14 protein-coding genes are annotated in these 18,472 nt (G+C 55.7%); 9 read left to right on the top strand and 5 right to left on the bottom strand.

All coding sequences use genetic code 11. The annotated features are described in order from the left end of the window. Nucleotides 1–143 precede the first annotated feature (143 nt). The 3 genes from SHEW_RS04880 (at nt 144) to SHEW_RS04870 (ending at nt 3,320) form a co-directional block, all read left to right on the top strand. A complete protein-coding gene (locus tag SHEW_RS04880) occupies nt 144–812 on the top strand; it encodes a peroxiredoxin-like family protein (RefSeq protein ID WP_011864754.1) in 669 nt (222 codons plus the stop codon). Between the two features lie 237 nt (nt 813–1,049). Continuing rightward, a complete protein-coding gene (locus tag SHEW_RS04875; protein WP_011864753.1) occupies nt 1,050–1,682 on the top strand; it encodes a DUF2913 family protein in 633 nt (210 codons plus the stop codon). A gap of 138 nt (nt 1,683–1,820) precedes the next feature. After that, nucleotides 1,821–3,320, top strand: coding sequence for a carboxypeptidase M32 (locus SHEW_RS04870; protein ID WP_011864752.1), 1,500 nt, complete (start codon nt 1,821–1,823; stop codon nt 3,318–3,320). A gap of 123 nt (nt 3,321–3,443) precedes the next feature. Here the strand turns inward: SHEW_RS04870 and SHEW_RS04865 are convergent, their stop codons facing one another. Together SHEW_RS04865 and SHEW_RS04860 are read right to left on the bottom strand one after the other, a co-directional pair. After that, nucleotides 3,444–5,231 carry a flotillin family protein gene (locus tag SHEW_RS04865; RefSeq protein ID WP_011864751.1) on the bottom strand — a complete coding sequence of 596 codons (1,788 nt, stop codon included), beginning with the start codon at nt 5,229–5,231 and terminating at the stop codon, nt 3,444–3,446. Nucleotides 5,232–5,285: 54 nt separating this feature from the next. After that, nucleotides 5,286–5,921, bottom strand: a complete 636-nt coding sequence (locus SHEW_RS04860) for a YqiJ family protein (protein WP_011864750.1) — start codon at nt 5,919–5,921, stop codon at nt 5,286–5,288. Nucleotides 5,922–6,293: 372 nt separating this feature from the next. On the opposite strand from SHEW_RS04860, the gene SHEW_RS04855 reads away from it, so the two are divergent. From SHEW_RS04855 to SHEW_RS04845, 3 genes are all read left to right on the top strand, one after another. Then, on the top strand, nt 6,294–6,806 hold the full coding sequence (locus SHEW_RS04855) for a GNAT family N-acetyltransferase (protein WP_011864749.1): 513 nt from the start codon (nt 6,294–6,296) through the stop codon (nt 6,804–6,806). 56 nt (nt 6,807–6,862) lie between these two features. Further along, a complete protein-coding gene (locus SHEW_RS04850; RefSeq protein ID WP_011864748.1) occupies nt 6,863–7,123 on the top strand; it encodes a DUF2960 domain-containing protein in 261 nt (86 codons plus the stop codon). A gap of 61 nt (nt 7,124–7,184) precedes the next feature. Next, a complete protein-coding gene (locus tag SHEW_RS04845; RefSeq protein WP_011864747.1) occupies nt 7,185–7,694 on the top strand; it encodes an RDD family protein in 510 nt (169 codons plus the stop codon). Nucleotides 7,695–7,765: 71 nt separating this feature from the next. Here SHEW_RS04845 and lptG read toward each other — a convergent pair whose 3' ends face one another. Both lptG and lptF read right to left on the bottom strand, forming a co-directional pair. Then, nucleotides 7,766–8,824 carry an LPS export ABC transporter permease LptG gene (lptG, locus tag SHEW_RS04840; RefSeq protein WP_011864746.1) on the bottom strand — a complete coding sequence of 353 codons (1,059 nt, stop codon included), beginning with the start codon at nt 8,822–8,824 and terminating at the stop codon, nt 7,766–7,768. Beyond that, nucleotides 8,821–9,933, bottom strand: coding sequence for an LPS export ABC transporter permease LptF (lptF, locus tag SHEW_RS04835; protein WP_011864745.1), 1,113 nt, complete (start codon nt 9,931–9,933; stop codon nt 8,821–8,823). Before lptF ends, lptG begins: the two co-directional genes overlap by 4 nt. Nucleotides 9,934–10,153: 220 nt before the next feature. Here lptF and pepA point away from each other — a divergent pair, with 220 nt between their 5' ends. Then, complete coding sequence (pepA, locus tag SHEW_RS04830) at nt 10,154–11,662, top strand: leucyl aminopeptidase (RefSeq protein ID WP_011864744.1); 1,509 nt, start codon at nt 10,154–10,156, stop codon at nt 11,660–11,662. A gap of 136 nt (nt 11,663–11,798) precedes the next feature. Here the strand turns inward: pepA and SHEW_RS04825 are convergent, their stop codons facing one another. After that, entirely contained in the window at nt 11,799–12,188 is a 390-nt protein-coding gene (locus SHEW_RS04825) for a hypothetical protein (protein ID WP_011864743.1), read from the bottom strand. 299 nt (nt 12,189–12,487) lie between these two features. On the opposite strand from SHEW_RS04825, the gene SHEW_RS04820 reads away from it, so the two are divergent. Further along, on the top strand, nt 12,488–14,527 hold the full coding sequence (locus tag SHEW_RS04820; protein WP_190272407.1) for a winged helix-turn-helix domain-containing protein: 2,040 nt from the start codon (nt 12,488–12,490) through the stop codon (nt 14,525–14,527). A gap of 181 nt (nt 14,528–14,708) precedes the next feature. After that, the gene (locus SHEW_RS04815) at nt 14,709–18,464 is read left to right on the top strand and encodes a S8 family serine peptidase (protein ID WP_011864741.1); all 3,756 of its coding nucleotides are present in this window, start codon (nt 14,709–14,711) and stop codon (nt 18,462–18,464) included. The last annotated feature ends 8 nt before the right edge of the window (nt 18,465–18,472 follow it).

Genomic DNA, 18,472 nt, shown 5'->3' with positions numbered 1-18,472 from the left:
GGTCACAAAATTATTATCTAATCAAATAAGGCACTTAACAGTGCCTTTTTTGTTCGCATCGATTAATTCCACATCAGGGTGAAAGTTTACGGCCGCCGCCTGGGTCTGTTCGACAGATAAAACAATCACGAGAAGGCCACCCTATGACCAAGACACAAAATTCACGCGCTGGCGCCCTGCTGAGCGCCCTACTCTTTACCCTGATGAGCCTGGCGCTCATAACCCCCTCCGTATCAGCTAAGCCGATAGCTGAAAGCCCGACATCGATCTCGCCGCTGCTGAACGGTCAGACGGTGCCCTCGATTCAGGTAAAGGATCTTAAGGGCAAGTCGTTGGATCTGCAGCAGATGCTCCAGGAGAAGCCCAGTGTACTCTTCTTCTACCGCGGCGGCTGGTGTCCCTTCTGTAACGCCCAGATGGGTCAGCTGCAGGCGATCGAAGGCGATCTCCTCAAGATGGGCTTTCAACTAATCGGCATCTCACCCGATGCGCCAGAGGAGCTGCGCGCCTCCATGACCAAGAACGATCTCAACTACACCCTGGTCTCGGATGCAGACCTCAATGCCATGCGCGCCTTCGGCCTGGCCTATTTCACCAGTCAGACCATATCGGATAGATACATGGCCAAGATGCAGCTGAAAAACAAGCTGTGGAAGAACGCCGCCGGCGAGTCCCGCCTGGTGCTGCCGGTGCCCGCCGTCTATATCACCGACAAGACGGGACTAGTGCACTTTCAATACATCAACCCCAACTACAAGGTGCGCGCCGAGCCTAAGCTGATCCTCACCGCGGCGAGCCTCATCCCCCAGTAGGCAAAGGTGCCAACAGCGCTAGCAAAGATTAGTCCCTACAGCGCTAGCAAATATTAGTCCCTACAGCGCTAGCAAATATTAGTGCCGACAGCCCAAGCAAATAACAGGGCTTGCAGCTAGACAGACCGCCGCGCAGCCACAAGCTGCGGCGGTTTTCTTTATCCTGCCGATATTGATAAGCGCGCCGATAGGGTATACTCAGCGCCGCATCCCTTTTTTCTTTTGCGTGGAGACGCAATGACAGAGCAAAGCTACAACCAGGCCCTAGTGGCATTAGCCCAGGCGGGCCTCGCCGATCTGGCGGCGCGCAACGCCAATCCAGGCAGCATCAAGACCCCGGCGGCAGAGAGCCATTTCCTCTGCAACTGGATGGTGCAATCACTCAAGGAGCGACGCTTCTCCAAGTTAGTGGCCGATGATTTGACCCGCTGGATCCGAGAAGGGCGCAGCAAGGGCGCCGGTGCCCAGCTCCCCCAGCTGCTGCAACGAATCGAAACACAATACCTACCGGCCATGGAAAATGCCGAGGTGGGTCAGTCGCTTCAGGCGCTGATTGCCGACCTCGAAGCCCAGGGTTGGCTGGTCATCCTCGACTGTGAGGTGAGCGGCAAGCTCAGGCTCGACAGCGACGGTCAAAACAGCCTGGTGATCTCGGTCGAGCAGTATGAGCAGCATCTGGTCGAGGGTAAGCTTATCAAGTCCATCACCCTCTATATGCGCGCCGACGAGCAGCTGATCGCCCAACACGCCGTCAAGCACGCGCTGCTGCTGAGCCAGGGCGACAAGAAAGCCAGCTGCATCAAACACCATAAGGCCTATCGCCTCTATCCTGGCAACCGCCAACCCGCATTGGCACTGCTGCAAGCCTAAACACGCTTTAGCTCGCCTTCTGTTACAGGCCGTCTTAACCAGGACGGCCCTGCTTATCGACACTCGCATATCAACACTCGTTTTCGGCCATTCTCGTGTTAGCATGTCAGCCAGGTTTACTTAAGGTCGACAGCCACTATGACAGCAAACAAGCAAGATTCGGCGACGCCGCACTACGACGCCCTGTGCGCCGCCTTTAAACAGATCCATCACTTCCAGCACCTGCAAGCCCTGGGCGACTGGGACCAGGCCACCATGATGCCAAGTGGCGGCAGCCAAGGACGGGGTGAGGCGATGGCCGAGCTGGCTCTGCATATTCACACACTCAAGACCGCCCCAGGTCTGGTGGATGGATTAGCCGCGGCAGGCGAAGAGGCCTTAACCGCGTCGCAGAAGGCCAACCTGAGAGAGATGCGTTATCACACGCTGCAGGCCACCGCCCTGCCCGGCGAGCTGGTGCAGCAGAAGACGGCGCTCACCTACGCCTGTGAGCATGCCTGGCGTCAGCAACGCAAAGACAACGACTGGCAGGGCTTTCGGCCAAATCTGGAGAAGGTGATCGCCCTGGTGCGCGAAGAGGCACAGATCCTCGGCGAGGTTCAGGGACTCTCCCCCTATGACGCCCTGCTCAATAAGTTTGAGCCAGGTTGTCAAACGGCGGCGCTGGATAAGGTATTTGGCGAGCTGAGAACCTGGCTGCCCGAGATGATCCAGCAGGTGCAAGCCAAGCAGCAGAGCTGGCCATTGGCACCTGTGCCTCACAGTAAGGCCTCAGCCCAGCAAGCCCTCAACCTGGATGTGATGAAGCTACTCGGCTTTGATTTTAATCAGGGTCGTCTGGATACCAGCAGCCACCCCTTCTCAGGCGGCGTGCCCGGCGATGTGCGCATCACCACCCGCTATGATGAAGCCGATTTTGCCACCTCCCTCTATAGCACCATCCACGAGGTAGGCCATGCCCGCTACGAGCAGGGCCTACCCATCGACTGGCGTGGCCAACCTGTTGGGCTGGCGCGATCCATGGCGCTTCACGAGAGCCAGAGCCTGTTCTTCGAGATGCAGCTCGCCAGAAGCCCGGCGATGATTGCCCTGCTGACAGAGAAGATTAATCATCATCTGGGCAGCCAACTCACTCAGGAGTCCCTGATACACCTGGTGCAGCGTGTGACACCTGGTCTTATCCGGGTCGATGCCGACGAGGTGACTTACCCTTGCCACATCATGCTGAGATATGAGGTGGAGAAAGGCCTAATCGACAAGAGTCTGCAGGTCGCCGACCTTCCCGAGTTCTGGGACAATCAGATGCAGAGCCTTTTGGGGCTATCCACCCGCGGGGACGATCGCAACGGCTGCATGCAGGATATCCACTGGCCTGTAGGCGAGCTGGGGTACTTCCCGAGTTACAGCCTGGGCGCCATGTACGCGGCCCAGTTTAAGGCGAGCATGGTCAAGGCGCTGGGCGATATCGACAGCCTGATTGAGCAGGGCAATATCACCCAAGTTATGGATTGGCTCAACCAAAACATCTGGTCTCAAGGATCGCTTCTGACCACAGATGAGCTGGTGACGCAAGTGACCGGCGAAGTGCTAAACCCGGTTCACTTCAAGCGTCATCTGGAGCAGCGCTACTTAAGTTAAGTTCGGTTAAGTTAGGTTAAACTCGCAACAAGGCAAACAAAAAGGCTAGCGCAATGCGCTAGCCTTTTTTCTTCTATTACCGACAGCTTTATTCTGTAAGCTGACTCGTCATCGTCATGTCGCCTAGTTGGCGGCATCGCCCTCGCGCGGCGTCTTACCGTTCAAGGGAGAGTGAGCCCCTTGACTCTCGTCACTCATCTCGCCGGCGCCCAGCATATCTTGGGTGATCATGTTGTGGCCTTTAAGCAGGTCGTTGAGTCCGCCATGCTTGCCATCCACCATGCCCAGCTCTCTTAGCATGGCATCGACGATTGGTGCGTTGGCGCGGTAATTCAGCGCCGCAGAGGTCACCTGCTCGGCAATGCCACCCTGGCTAAGTACCGTCTCGCCATTGCCCTGAGTCGCCCCCGAGGTGCCGTAGCCCTGGAGGATCTTGATCCCTTCGATGTTCTCCAGCGGCTTGACCGCCTGAGCCACCACTTCCGGCAGGGCTTTGAGCATGGCCAACGCTTTTTGCAGTTCGATCTGCTCGCTGCTGAGCACGTTTTCCGCCTCGTGCAATGCCTGCTTACCGGCCGCCTCGACGGCGTATACCTTCTCGTCTGCCTCGGCCTTGAGCTTCTTGGCATCGGCTGCCGCCTTCGCCTCGGTAAGGATCGCGCTTGCCTTATCTTCGGCGGCGCGTTTCTCGGCTTCCGCCTCGACCGTCACGCCCACCGCATCACGCTCGGCTTCCTTGCGGGCATCGATCACCTCGATCTCTTTACGACGGTTAGCCTCGGCTACCTGACGCACGGTAATCACCGCTTCCTCTTTCTCAACCTTGAGCTTCTCTGCCTCGGCCGCCTTGGCACGAGCGGCAGACTCCTCTTCCGACTTCTGCGCCACCGCGATCTGCTTGTCCTGCTCGGCCACCTCGATATCGCGCTGCTGCTGAATTCGTGACTGCTCGATCGCCTTACGCTTCTCGATCTCGCGGGTCTCGATATCTTTAGTCTTCTCAATTTGCGCCGTCTCTACCGCGCGCTCCTTGGCGATCTCCGCCTCACGCTCTTCGCGGCTCTTCTGCTCCTGCTTCTTGAGGATCTCCGCCTTCTGTTCGGCGCGCTTAAATTCCAGTGCCTGTTGCTGCACCAGACGCGCTTCTTCTTCCGCCTTCTCGATCTCCAACGACTCCTTCTCGGCTTCCAGGTTACGCTGCTCTATCTTGATACGGTTTTCCTGTTCGATGTCGTTGGTCTCTTTGCGCTTCTCTTCGATGATCTTAGCAAGACGTGCGCGACCCTCGGCATCGAAGGCGTTATTTTCATTGAAGAATTGCAGGTCTGTCTGGTCGAAACCTGTCAGAGAAACCGATTCCAGCTCTAGACCGTTCTTCTCCAGATCGTTGGCGACGTTGTTCTGCACCCGCTGCACGAAGTCGGCGCGCTGCTCATGCATCTCTGTCATGGTCATCTCGGCCGCCACCGCGCGTAGCACGTCGACAAACTTAGACTCCATCAGCTTCTTCACCTCTTCGACCCGAGTCGTGCGGGTACCTAAGGTCTGCGCGGCCATAGAGATCCCCTCCACACTCGGCGCCACGCGCAGATAGAAGTCGGCGCGCACATCCACCCGCATGCGATCTTTGGTGATCAGCGCATCTTTCTGCATCTTCTCCACCTCGATCCGCAGGGTGTTCATGTTAACGGCTATGGTCTCATGCAGCACCGGCAGCACTATGGCGCCGCCATCTTTGATGATCTTCTCGCCGCCAAAACCTGTCCTCACAAAGGCGGTCTCTTTCGACGCTCGTCGATACAACTTGGCGAAGATCATGCCGATCACCAAGATACCGATTAACACAGCGCCAGCGGCAATAAACACAAAGCTGCCACCCAATGACACGCCTATTCCTTCAACTTCGTTCATGTTTCATCCTTAATCTAAGCTTGTTATAAGCAGGTTTTACGGCAGCAAGGCTGCCTAAATTTCATCGTTAAATTGCACCACAGACCAGACCTGGCCATTGCGATTGAGCAGCACCACAGAGGTGCCCTGGGAGAAGGCCTCGCCCGCCAGCTCGGGTTCCACCAGCACATAATGTTTCTGCTGATAGGCATCTTTCACCACTGCCTCGCTGGGAAATCCCTTGCGGGCACAGCCTAAGGTCACGACGCCTACCAGACCGCTGAGCTCGTCTACCGAGACAGCCGAGGTTTCATTCTTGGGCAACAGATTGGCGAGACGGGCGCCGAGGATACGGCAGGAAAATGCGCCGAGCACTATGGCCAGCGGAATACTTAGGGGCGCCGGCAAGGCGCCGTGAAACGAGATTGCCAGATAGTTGATCGCAAAGCCGGCGATGGCGAAGCTGGTCAGGGCCAGCACCAGCCAGATAAGCAGTGGCAGGCGATCCAGGCAGAGCCAGCCGGCTACGCCTGTGACCCCAGACACGCCGGTGTCGACATCGGCGTCCATCTCCATGGGCGTCAGATCGTCCAGCAGGCCAAACAGACTCAGGCCAAAGACCATAGAGAAGCCTTCGACCAGGCCCAAGAGGATCACCAAGGCCAGCGCCAGGCTGTAGGGTAAGTTATCGGTAAGCAGTAAAAAATCCACTGTCTCTCTCCATGAGATAATGCCAAAGCCCCTAGTGAGGATTTAAGGCCCGCTTAATATCGCGCACGTATATTGCTATACGTCGATTGTTAAACTGATAGTCCTAAGCGAATAGTTCTTAACTGATAGTCCTTGCTAGTATTCCTAGATGGGCGGCTCAGACAAGATACGACTTGCCAAGGCAGGCGAGCCACCGAGGTTAGAGAATAACAGACTGAATAATTGAGTAAATAGCCAATATTCACATTTGTTTTGACTAATCTTAACCCCTTACCTGTGCCATTGATAAGGCCTAAAAGCTGTGCGAACATCTAACCTTTGCCCCAATGCGCCCTTAAAGGCTCCAGCCCCTCGAAATTAGAAACATTAGTAATGCAGATACGAGAGATACAGGCCCAGGATTGGCCAGCCATTTTACGCATTCAAGACGAGTGCTATCCCGACATCGAGCCCGAGTCCCTCGCTGCCCTGCAGAGTAAGGCCCGGCTCTCCCCACAGACCTGTTTTGTGGTCACGCAAGACGATGCCGTCATAGGCTATTGCCTGGCGCACCCCTGGCAGCGCGACCTGCCGCCGAGTCTGGAGCAGGTGCTCGACGCAGCGCCCAAGCAGGAGACCCTCTACCTGCACGATATCGCCTTTTCAGCCAAGGCTCGGGGCCTGGGGGCCGGCGCGGCCGTGTTTAATCGCCTCATCGAACAGGCCAGAAACAAGGCGCTGGATAGCATCTCGCTAGTGGCCGTGGGCGGCGCCCACACATATTGGCAACGTCTGGGCTTTAAATCGCGTATAATCGACAAATCCTTAGGCAGCTACCCGGAAGATGCCTGCTACATGGTGTATGCCATCGACGCAGATAACCCTGGCTATGCCTATCAGGACTGAAAGAAACTATTTTAAAAGAACCCTTATTTAAGAAAGTGCTACTTTAAGAGAATGCTATGGCCCGCAGAGTCGGTTATACCTTTAAGAATCAATACAAAGAGATCAACTTCGTCTACGACAAGTTTCATGACATATACGAAGCCGTGGCCGCAGCCGAGGGAATCGATCTGACCCGCTACCTCGCCATGGAGGCGCAGGTCGCCATGACCTCCAAGGGTTCCCAGGCGGTGAAAGACTATCGCCAGAAGGAGTTCGCCCGTTTCGGCTTTAGCGACATCCACTTTATTCGAGATGAAAGCGCACAGGATGAAAGCTAAGGCCAAGTTCGCTAGAATAAGCCACCCATTTTCGCCTTTTACCAGATGATGTAGGCCCTGAATGTCTAATATTGAACATGCCAATTTTCCCAGAGCCGGCTTCTTTCGCCGCCTGGGCGCGATAGTGTACGACCTGCTGCTGGCGGTCGCCGTCTACATGGTGGCCGGAGCCATAGGCTTCGGTATCTTTACCGCCCTTACCAGCAGTGGCCTGCTGGCCATGAATGGCTTCGAACATGTCTCAGATCTGCTGAATGGCACACCGCTATACAAGGGTGTTTATCAGCTGTGGATCGCCTTCTGCGTCGGCCTCTTCTATGTGCTGTTTTGGAGCTATGGCGGCCAGACCCTGGGCATGCGCGCCTGGCGTTTGAAGATCCAACATCCCAACGGGCAAAGCCTGAGCATGATCACCGCCACCGCACGTCTCGTCTGGTCGCTACTTGGCATAGGTAACCTGTGGATCTTGATCAACGGCGACAAGCTGGCGCTACAGGATATGATGACCCGCTCGGAAGTGGTGGTGCTCTCCAAAGAAGCCAACCAGATGCGTAACTGGCACGGCGTGTAAGCTAAACTCAGACAAGAAAAAAGGACCCTAGGGGTCCTTTTTTTAATGAGCTCATCTTTAGTAGAAATAGCCTAGCGGCGAATATAGTAGATGGCCGCGCTACTGAAGATAAGCGGCGGCATCACGGCGCCCAGCACGGCCGGTAGGCCATACACCAGAGTCATGGGGCCGAAGATCTCGTTACAGATATAGAAGCTGAAACCAGCGACGACACCCAGCAGCACCCGCGCGCCCATGGTCACAGTACGCAGCGGACCAAACACGAATGACAGGGCCACCAGCATCATCACGGCCACAGTGATAGGCTGCATGATCTTACGCCATAGTGCCAGCTCATAGCGGCCCGAATCCTGGTTATTCACCCTCAGGTACTCGAGATAATCCACCAGCCCCTGAATCGACAAGGCCTCGGGTTTTACCGACACTACGCTCAGCTTATCCGGGGTCAGAGTCGACTCCCAGCGATACAGGGTGAGATCCGTCAGGCTCACCTGCTCTGGAGTGATCTTGGTCTGACGCACATCGAGCAGGCGCCAATGATCCTTAGAGTAAACGCCACGGCGCGCCTCTATGGTGCCCACCAGATTCAGTTTATCGTCGAACTCATAGAGCACGATATTGTGCAGGCTGTTGATATCCTCTATCTCGCCTATGTTAACGAACAGGTCACCATCTTTGGCCCAGATCCCCCGGCTCGACTTAAACAGGCTACCGCCGGAGAGTTTAACCGCCTGCAGCTCCTTGCCGTGACGTTCGGCCACCGGCGCGCCCCATTCCCCCAGGGCCATCACCAAGAGCATCAGCGGCACCGCCGTCTTCATCGCCGACAGGGTGATCTGAAAGCGAGACAAGCCCGCCGACTGCATCACCACCAGCTCAGAGTTCGACGCCAGCATGCCCATGCCGATCAGCGCCCCGAGGAGCACCGCCATGGGGAAAAACATCTCGATATCCCGCGGGATCAGAAACAGCACATAGATGCCGGCATCCACCATGGTGTAGGTACCGCGTCCCACCAGACGAATCTGATCCACCCACTTGATGATGCCAGACAGGCCAGTTAACACCAGCAGACACAGGGCCGAGGTGCTCAGCAGGACACGGGCGATATATAAATCTAGAATTCTCATGCCGCCACCTTCTTACGCTTTAGCAAGCCAGAAAGCTTAGCCCCCGCGGGGCGCTCCTTACTCAGCAGCAACATCCCTAAAAACAGCGCCGAGGCATGGATCCACCACATACCGAGATAGGCTGGGATCACCTCATCTTCGAGCGCCTTGCGCCCGGCAATCATCAAGCCGAAATAACCCAGATAGAGCAAGATCGCCGGGAACATCTTGGCAAACTTACCCTGGCGCACATTCACCCGCGCCATGGGCACAGCGATCAGCGTCATGAAAGGGATCGCCAGCGGGATGGCCAGACGCCAGTGGAACTCGGCCACGGCCTCGGGCCCCTCGGTATCCAGCAGCTGGTCGATTGGCAAGGCCGACAGTTTGCGGCGGCGCTGATCCACCTCCTGCTCCTTGATCTGCATCTCGTAACCGGCAAACTGCACCACCTGATAATCGAGCTGATTCTGCTTGCTCTGGTACTGGATACCATCGTTGAGCTTGAGGCGCTGCTCGCCGCTTTCATCCTCGATCACGCTGCCCCCTTGGGCCACCACGATATTGGACTGGCTGGCGCCATCTTCCGGGTCTGGTAGCTGAGCCACGAACACCTTATCCAGTTGATTGTCACGGCCGATCCGCTCGACGAAGAGTACCGCGCGGCCGTTAGGACTGGTCTGGAAACGCCCCTGGGTCAATGCCGCCAGGCCTGCCTCCGACTGGGCATTTTCAAGCACACGGTTTTGGGTCTCTTCGGCCCAGGGGGTGACATAGATGACTAAAAAGCCGGTAAACAGCATGTTGGCGACGGCGAGTAGCAGGGTCACCCGAGTGACATACCATTCACTCACGCCGACGCTGTGGAAGACCACCATCTCGCTTTCGGCGTACATACGGCCATGGGCCACCAGGATCCCCAAAAACAGACTCAGAGGCACCACAAGCACGGCAAGATAGGGAAGATTAAGGCCTAGGAGGGTCATCACCAGAGAGGCGGGAAACTCGCCATCGGATGCATCAGCGAGTACACGAACAAAATGTTGGCTAATAAAAATAGCTAACAGTACTAAAAGCACTGCCATCTGCGCTTTTAAAACTTCACGAATCAAGTATCTAAATACAATCACAGGCAGGATCCAGTCCCTAAACTTATATTTATGCTGGTATCAGCCCACTTTTCATGTAGACTGTCTACTTTTGGTAGTTTTGTGACCAGCCTTTAACTAAAAATGGCAGAAAAACACCTGAAAAATTAACATTGGTGTACCAATTTTAGGTCCGTTTTGGACACAAGCAGACATTATCTAATAAATAATAATATTTGTCTTTAAGAATCTAGGAGAGCTCATGGAGTTTAGCGTTAAGAGCGGCAGCCCGGAAAAACAACGTTCGGCCTGTATTGTCGTTGGTGTCTATGAACCTAGACGCCTCTCTGGTATTGCTGAGCAACTGGATAAAATCAGTGAAGGCTACATTAGCAACTTACTTCGCCGCGGCGACTTAGAGGGTAAGCCGGGTCAGATGCTACTTTTGCATCATGTGCCCAACGTCTTGAGTGAACGCGTCCTTCTTGTAGGTTGTGGCAAAGAACGAGAACTAGACGAACGCCAGTACAAGCAGATCATCACTAAAACCATCAACACCCTAAACGATACAGGTTCAATGGAGGCCGTTTGCTTCCTGACCGAACTGCACGTTAAGGGCCGTGACACCTATTGGAAAGTACGCGAAGCCGTTGAATCGACTCAAAATAGTCTGTACAGCTTCGACGCACTCAAGACCCGTAAGGGCGAGACCCGTCGTCCACTGCGCAAGCTGGTCTTCAATGTACCGACCCGCCGCGAACTCACCGTGGGTGAGCGCGCCATCGAGCACGGTATGGCTGTATCGACCGGTACCCAGCTATGTCGCGACGTGGCCAACATGCCACCAAACATCTGTAACCCGGCTTACCTGGCCTCTCAAGCACGCCAGATTGCCGAGAACCATGAAAACCTCACCGTCACCACGGTAGGCGAAGAGCAGATGGCCAAGCTTGGCATGAACTCATACCTGGCCGTCGGCCGCGGCAGCCATAACGAATCTGTCATGACCGTCATGGAATACAAGGGCGCGGTAGACAGCACAGAGAAGCCAATCGTGCTCGTGGGTAAGGGTCTTACCTTCGACTCGGGCGGTATCTCTCTCAAGCCTGGCGAAGCCATGGATGAGATGAAATATGACATGGGCGGCGCCGCAGGCGTTATCGGTACCATGCTGGCCCTGTGTGAGCTGAAGTTGCCGATCAACGTAGTGGGCATCCTGGCGGGCTGTGAAAACATGCCGTCGAGCAACGCCTACCGTCCAGGGGATATCCTGACCACTATGTCGGGCCAGACAGTCGAAGTGCTCAACACCGACGCCGAAGGCCGTCTGGTACTGTGTGACGTGCTCACCTATGTAGAGCGTTTCGACCCTGAGCTGGTCGTTGACACGGCAACCCTTACCGGTGCCTGTGTGATCGCCTTGGGTAAACACGCCTCGGGTCTATTCTCTTCACACAACCCGCTGGCCCACGAGCTACTGAACGCCGGTGAGCAGAGTGGTGACCGCGCATGGCGGATGCCGCTGTGGGATGAGTACCAGGAGCATCTGGAAAGTCCATTTGCCGACATGACCAACCTGGGTGGTCGTCCTGCCGGTGCCATCACAGCTGCCTGCTTCCTGTCGCGCTTCGCCAAGAAGTACAACTGGGCACATCTTGATGTGGCGGGTACCGCGTGGAACAGTGGTGCTAACAAGGGCTCAACCGGTCGTCCCGTACCGCTACTGACTCAGTTCCTGATCAACCGTGCAGGCGTTGAACAGGGCGAGTAATCCACTCCCCTTAGACACTGCCTCATGGCGTGTTTAACACAAAAAAGGTGAAGCAATTGCTTCACCTTTTTTTATGGGATTGACTCTTCCTAAATGGGTTTGTTTAGAAGTCTAGCCTCCTGCTTTACCCGCCTGCTTAGTCCAACTGCCTGGCCTTAAGCAGCTGCACCATCATCAGCAAGACGCCGCCGAACACGCTAAAGGAGGCGATCGCCAGGAAAGGGTCAACCACTTCCAGCGCCACAAACTCGCCATAGAGCAGGAACAGGCCGATGGCGACCCCTATGGTGCCCAGCTGATGCAACCAGAACTGCGCCGTGACCAGTTTCCCCGAATGCGCCCCCGTAGAAGCCGCTAGCCAGAGGCGATAACAGAGGGCATAACTGAAGGAGATCAGAAAGCCTATCATCATGATGTGGGCGTGGGTCACCAGCTGACCATGGTCGTGGGAGGCCGCCATGTAGAGGCCCAAGGCTAGCCCCAGCAGGGCGTAGCTAAAGGCCGTTAAAAGATATCGTCTATCCATCTCTGTCACTCCGTTGGGGCCCAAATGCCCAGCAAACCTATCTACTCAGTGTAGGTCAGCTTGGCTCGGAGATGACGGCTGGCGGCCGTTTCACCGCTTTGTAGCAAATTGTAACCTTTTAAACCATTTAAGAAACAGTATGTTAGAAGATGCTGTAATAATAACTATTCAAGGACTCTTGAGCCAAACTCGACTCTCCCCCTATGATGTTCACATAAGAATAACAATAATGTACGGACCCTCATTTAATGACCAAGCTAAGCTACCAGATAGGCGGATGCGAATTAGACTGCAAGTTAATGTCATTAAAACACGCAGACAGCAGCATAAAACTCTCCTCCAAAGTCTTCGAACTCCTGATGCTCTTCATCGACAGTCCAGACAATGTCGTCTCGCGCCAACAGGCGATCGACACCATCTGGCTAGGCAACGAAGGGGTCGGCAAGAAGGGCTTCACCAACGGCATCTGGGTACTGAGAAAAACCTTTAAGGATCTGGGGGTCGAAGAGGAGGTGTTTAATACCCTGCCTAAACTCGGCTATCAACTCACCCTGACGGTGCAGCCCATCGACAGCCAAACAACCTCAGGCCCGACTCGCTCCTATACCCGCTACGCAGCCTTTATCGCTATTTCACTCATAACAGCTCTGCTCCTTTGGCTAACCTGGAGCGAGGTTACCGACGAGCAACCCGTGCAGCTCAGCCAGCTACGGCCTGTCACAAACCCAACCAAGCTCAAGGTGACCAACTATGGTGGGGTCGAAGAGCATATCGCCGTGTCCCATGATGGCCAGCGACTGGCCATGCAGTGGCGCGACAACTCCCTGAGCGGCAAGATCTATATCAAGGAGCTGAGTCAGGTCGATGCACCGCTGACCCTGATCTCCTTCGAGAACAACGAAGAGGCCTCCCCCGCCTGGTCACGCTCCGATGAAAAGCTGGCCTATGTGCGTCTCGACCCGGCTGGTGGCTGTCAGGTCAGGGTGAGAAACCTTTTGGATAACACCGACCAACTCATCGCCTCCGACTGTTTCTATATCCCCTATAAGCGCATCGTCTCCTGGTCCGGGATCGATGACAAACGCCTGCTCTACGCCAAGAAGATGCAGGACCGCGTGGCCCTAATGGCCTACAACTTCGACACGGCTGAGCATCAGCAGGTGAGTTTTCCCGATAAGAACGAGATAGACTACGCCCCCAAATGGCTGGACCAGGATACCCAGCTGGCCTTCATTCGCGAGCGGGCGGCCTCCAACTTGCTCAGCCTGATCCTACAGACGGCGGATGGCAGTGAGCTTGAGCTTATCCAAAACAGCCCCAGCATAGTCGATTTCGACTACTCGGCCCGCGAGCAGCTGTTTTACGTCAACAATCTCGACGGCGCGGCGGCCATCATCTCCCGTATTCTTATGGACGGCAGCCAGCTGGCACCGCTGGCGCAATCTGGCTTACCCAGCAGCATCAGCCTCTCTGACACACAAGCCATGCTCTATGTGACCGAACATATCTCCAAGGAGTACATCACCCAGCAGGCCTACGGTGATGGCAAGCAGCTCAGGCGCATTTCCTCCTCCTCCCGTGACATGTATGGTAAGTATGCCAATGCCACTGGCGATATCCTGTTTCTCTCCAACCGCTCTGCCCTCTGGTCTATCTGGCGCAACAACAAGGTGAGCAGCAAGAACATCACCCACTCTCTCGGTAATGTCGGCGTGCCGGCTATCTCTCCCGTGAGCAGCGACTTTGCGGTCAATATCATCTCCGACACGGGCCGCACCCTCTACATAGGCAACATAGAATCTGAGAACTTTCGCGCCATCGATATCCAGGGGATCGAGGCCGATAACTTGAGCTGGTCGGCGGATGGCGAAGCCCTCTACTTCAAGGGCTTCGCCAAGAAAAAAAACGGCATCTATAAGCTGAATGTCAAATCTGGCGAGCTTGAAAAGATCCCCCAGCAGCAAGGTGTCTACGCCATCGAGGGTCAGGACGCCAACCATCTCTATCTGTCCAAGTTCGATCAGAACGGCATCTGGCATCTGGATCGCACCACGAACCAGATGACGCTGATCACCGACAAGTTAGCCAAGTATGACTACGGCGCCTTCTATTATGAGCAGGGCTATCTCTATTTCTTGAGTCGCGATGCCGAGCGCGACGCCATCATGCGTATCTCTCTTGCCGACAATGACCACAAGCCAGAGTTAGTGCAAAGTTTTGCCCCAGATGCGGTGCGCAAGTTTTTCGGCCTTGCGCCGGCGGATGGCCACTCCTTCCTGGTCACCTTAAAACTGGCCAACGAGGCCGATGTCTTCGGTTACAAGCTGGTGACAGAATAGATTTAACTAATTGATCTAATTTGAATTAGATATTTTAAAGAGATAAAAAATGCCCTCATAGAGCAAAAAACGGCGAATAATCGAGACGCCCTTCGTTGTGCGCTTATTACCTTCACGTTATTAAATTGTGACAGTCAAAATCCATTGACTCGACAGCACACAATAACAAGAAGGAAAGGACATGAAATTTACCAAATGCACCCTAGCATTGTGCGTCTCGACCGCCATTCTCTCCAGCGCCCTACAGGCCAAGACAGAATCGATCTCAGCCTTTGGCGTGGAGCAGGCGCAGACCAGGGCGACCTACACTTTCTCACTGGCGCAGACAGACAAAGCCGCTAGCCAGCTCAGCGCCCAGGATGCCCTCAACCAACAGGCGCAGCTACTTAAGCAGATCCAGGCCATAGACCCACAGGCACGCCTGGTAGGCAGCAGCCATCTACTGGCCAATACCGTCACCGTCGAGGTACAGCAAGATGCGCTGGCCAAGATCCGTGCACTGGATGCCATCGCCCAAACCTTTCACGGCGAGCAGCTCTTTAGCGAGCAGACCTCGATAGCCCAAGCTCGCTCACGCATCGCCAGCCAAGAAGCCAGCCCCCTCAGCGAACAAGCTAACGAGCTGATGAGCCCCTACACAGGTAAAGAGACCGCAGGCACAGGCGTCAGCATCGCCATCATCTCTACCGGTATCGACTATACCCTGCCAATCTTCGGCGGCTCTGGCGTCTATGGTGAAGACAATGACCCCGAAACGCCGCCACCGGCAGGCAGCTACCTGGAAGCTCTTGAAAATGGGGCCATCGAGTACGCAGGTTTCCCCACTGATGTCGTGGCCGGGGGCTGGGACTTTGTCAGCGAAAACTATGGCAACGATGCCAACCCGATAGATCAGAACCTAGAATATGAAGCCTATAATGGCTGGGTCTACCCCACAGGCACGGGCACTGAGATCGCCAGTATAGTGCATCAGCTCGCACCAGGCGCCAAGCTACACGCTTACAAGGTGTATAACGTGATGGAGAAGAACGGCAGGGTATCGGCCTCTGGCCCCAGCCTTAACTCCATTGTCTCGGCCTTCGAACATGCCATGGATCCTAACCAGGATGGCGACACTAGCGATCATCTGGATATCGCCCTGATCGACGCGGCGGGCGCGGGCGCCTTCTTCGACATCGACGGCAACGCCTCCCCTAGCCTGCTGCAGATGCTGATCGAACGCGTCTCAGCTCAAGGCATGACAGTGGTGACCCACGCCGGTAACCTGGGCCTCTACTCGCTATTTGGCGATGCCGAGGCCAAACATCGCAACTGGATCTCCAGCGAAGGTAGCGCCACTTCGGCCATTACCGTCGGCGCCGTCAACCATGGCGAGGATGGCGAGAGCAAGGTCATTCCCGACTGGGCACCTATGGGCCCGGTGCGCGGCTCCCAGGCCCTTAAGCCTGAGATAGTTACCTTTACCGATGAGCAGCCAGTCGCCAAGATCTCTAACCCAGATGAGACCGCCGCCAAGCTGGGGAGTCGCAGCGGCGCCTTCACAGGTGCGGCGCGCATCGCGGCGGCGGCAGCCGTGATCAAGAGCCAGCACCCAGGCTTCGGTCCCGCCGAGATCAAGGCCCTGCTGGCCAATACCGCCGACATCTCTTCAATCCTGGAGAGTGACGGCGTGACCCCAGCAGAGCTTTATGCTATGGGCCATGGTGTCGAAAACCTCACCAACGCCATCGCCTCGCCTATCGTTGCCTGGGAAACCAGCAGCAACCAGCCCTATGTGCAGTTTGGCATGCATGAGGTCGCCCAAAGCAAGACGCTGCATAAGCGCATAACCCTGAGAAACCTCTCAGATACGGCGCAAACCTATCAACTCTCCTACAAGATGACCGGGGACAAGGCCGGCTACCAGGCGCTGACCATGAGCCTGCCCGAGAGCGTGAACATTCCGGCGCACTCGAGCGTGATCCTGCCGCTCACCCTGACCATAACGGGCGACAAGCTGCCCCAGTGGCCACTGATGGGTACAGGCGACCATGTGGATGCCAACCTCAAGGCCACCGAGCTTAACGGCTACATCAGCCTGAGCGCAGATGATCAGCCCGAGATCAACCTGGGCTGGATGGTGAAGGCGCGCAGCAACACCAGCATCACTAAGAAGCCCAACGCCATCGAGTACCCTAACTACCTGGGCTATAACCCAGATCTGGGCAAGACAGAATGGGAGCACCTGAATTGGGGCCGCGAGCTCTATCCAGATACCGAATCTGGCTCGCTGAACTATCAGGGCTATGTGGCGTCGTTCGTTAACGAGTCGAACACAGCAACTACTTACCAGGCCTACCCATTGCTGCTGCAAAACCCGACCCTGCCCGAGAAGCTACAGGGGCTGAAGGGGCACATGATCAAGGCGGTCGGTGGTGCTGTCTATGATGACGCCCAGTGCAGTGTGACCGGCAAAAAACTGAACATCGCCGTCAGCCTGTTTCAACCAGCGGATGTGGCCCTGCCCAACTTCTTCGAACGTGGACCGCGCCTGTTTACCTATGACCTTTTCTATGAGGCCACGGTTAAGGAGAACGGCTGGGACAAGAGCTTCGAAGGCGCCTACATCTATGATGACGCACAGAAGGTGAACCAACCCTTCGTCGCCCTCAACGACAAGGGACAACCCACCACCTATGTGATCGATCTCAACCTGCCTTACGACTATTCAAACCCTACGGGCCGCTATAAGGAATCGACGCTGCCGACCTTCTTTGCCAACAACGGGAGAAATATCGTGTCGCAGGTCTGTCTGGAAGATATGTTCCACCACGAGCTGGATAGTGTCGAGGATTTCGACCAAAACTTTGGCTTCCATATCGAAACCGACCGCCACACGGGCAAGGCGCAATATGAGCCTATCACTCAGTTCAACCCCATCAAGGGCGGCAGCTACACCACGGAAGAATCTTGCTACCTAGACTGGTTTAGCGGCGAAGAGGTGTGCTCTGAAACCGTATTCGATCGCTCGCTCAAGATAGGTTTCGCCGGTAAGGAGGACGACCAGGTGGTCGGCGATCTGGCCTTCGAGCAGACCTATACGGCCCAGCCTGGTGAGGAAGTCTATATCGCCTCTGTGGGCACCTCTGAGCTAGGTGGTTTTGGCAGGCTACCCGAGCCTAAGGGCTTCATGGTGGTGAGCCTTAACGACGACTTCATGCAAATAGGCTACAACGCCCTGGTGGACGATGACGGTTCGGCAATTGCAAAAGCCAAAGCCGGACAGGTGTTTAGCGTAGAGGAAAATGCTGAGGTTGGCACAGTCGTCGGCGAGATAGCCCTCGATACCCAGGGCTTCTTTACCTCGGGCTCGAGTTCATATACGGCCTTCGAACTACATATTACCAATACCCTTGTCGGTACACCGTTTGCCATCAATCAGGAGACCTTCGAGCTCTATGTGGCCAATCCTGAGGCCTTGGATTTCGAGAACAACCGCGAGTTCGAAGTCAAGATCACGTCTCAGCGCGGGAACAGCATAGGCGAAACCGAGACCCTGACCGTCATGGTACAGGACATCAATGATATGGCGCCCGAGCTGAATGAAGCAGTTGCAGCATCACTGAAAGTCGCACCACTGAGCTTCAAGTCTGGCTCATCAGCCAGCTTCAACCTGGATGTGAGCGGCCTGTTCACCGACATGGAAGGCAACGGCCTGAGCTACCAGGTAGAAGGCAGCAGCTTCGCCGCCCTGAGCATCTCTGGCACTCAGATAACCGGCCAGGTCGACAGCGAAGGCAGTCATCCTCTGACCATCATCGCCTCCGACGGTGAGCATGAGGTTAGCCACACGCTGCAGATTGAGGCGAGCCAGGCACAGGAAAGCGACGATGGTGGCGCCCTGGGCTGGCTATCGCTACTGCTGGGACTGACGGCCATGGTTCGTCGCCGCCGCTAGGCAGCTCC

It is taken from the genome of Shewanella loihica PV-4 (assembly GCF_000016065.1).
Taxonomy (GTDB): domain Bacteria; phylum Pseudomonadota; class Gammaproteobacteria; order Enterobacterales; family Shewanellaceae; genus Shewanella; species Shewanella loihica.
This window is presented reverse-complemented; position numbering and strand designations above follow the sequence as displayed.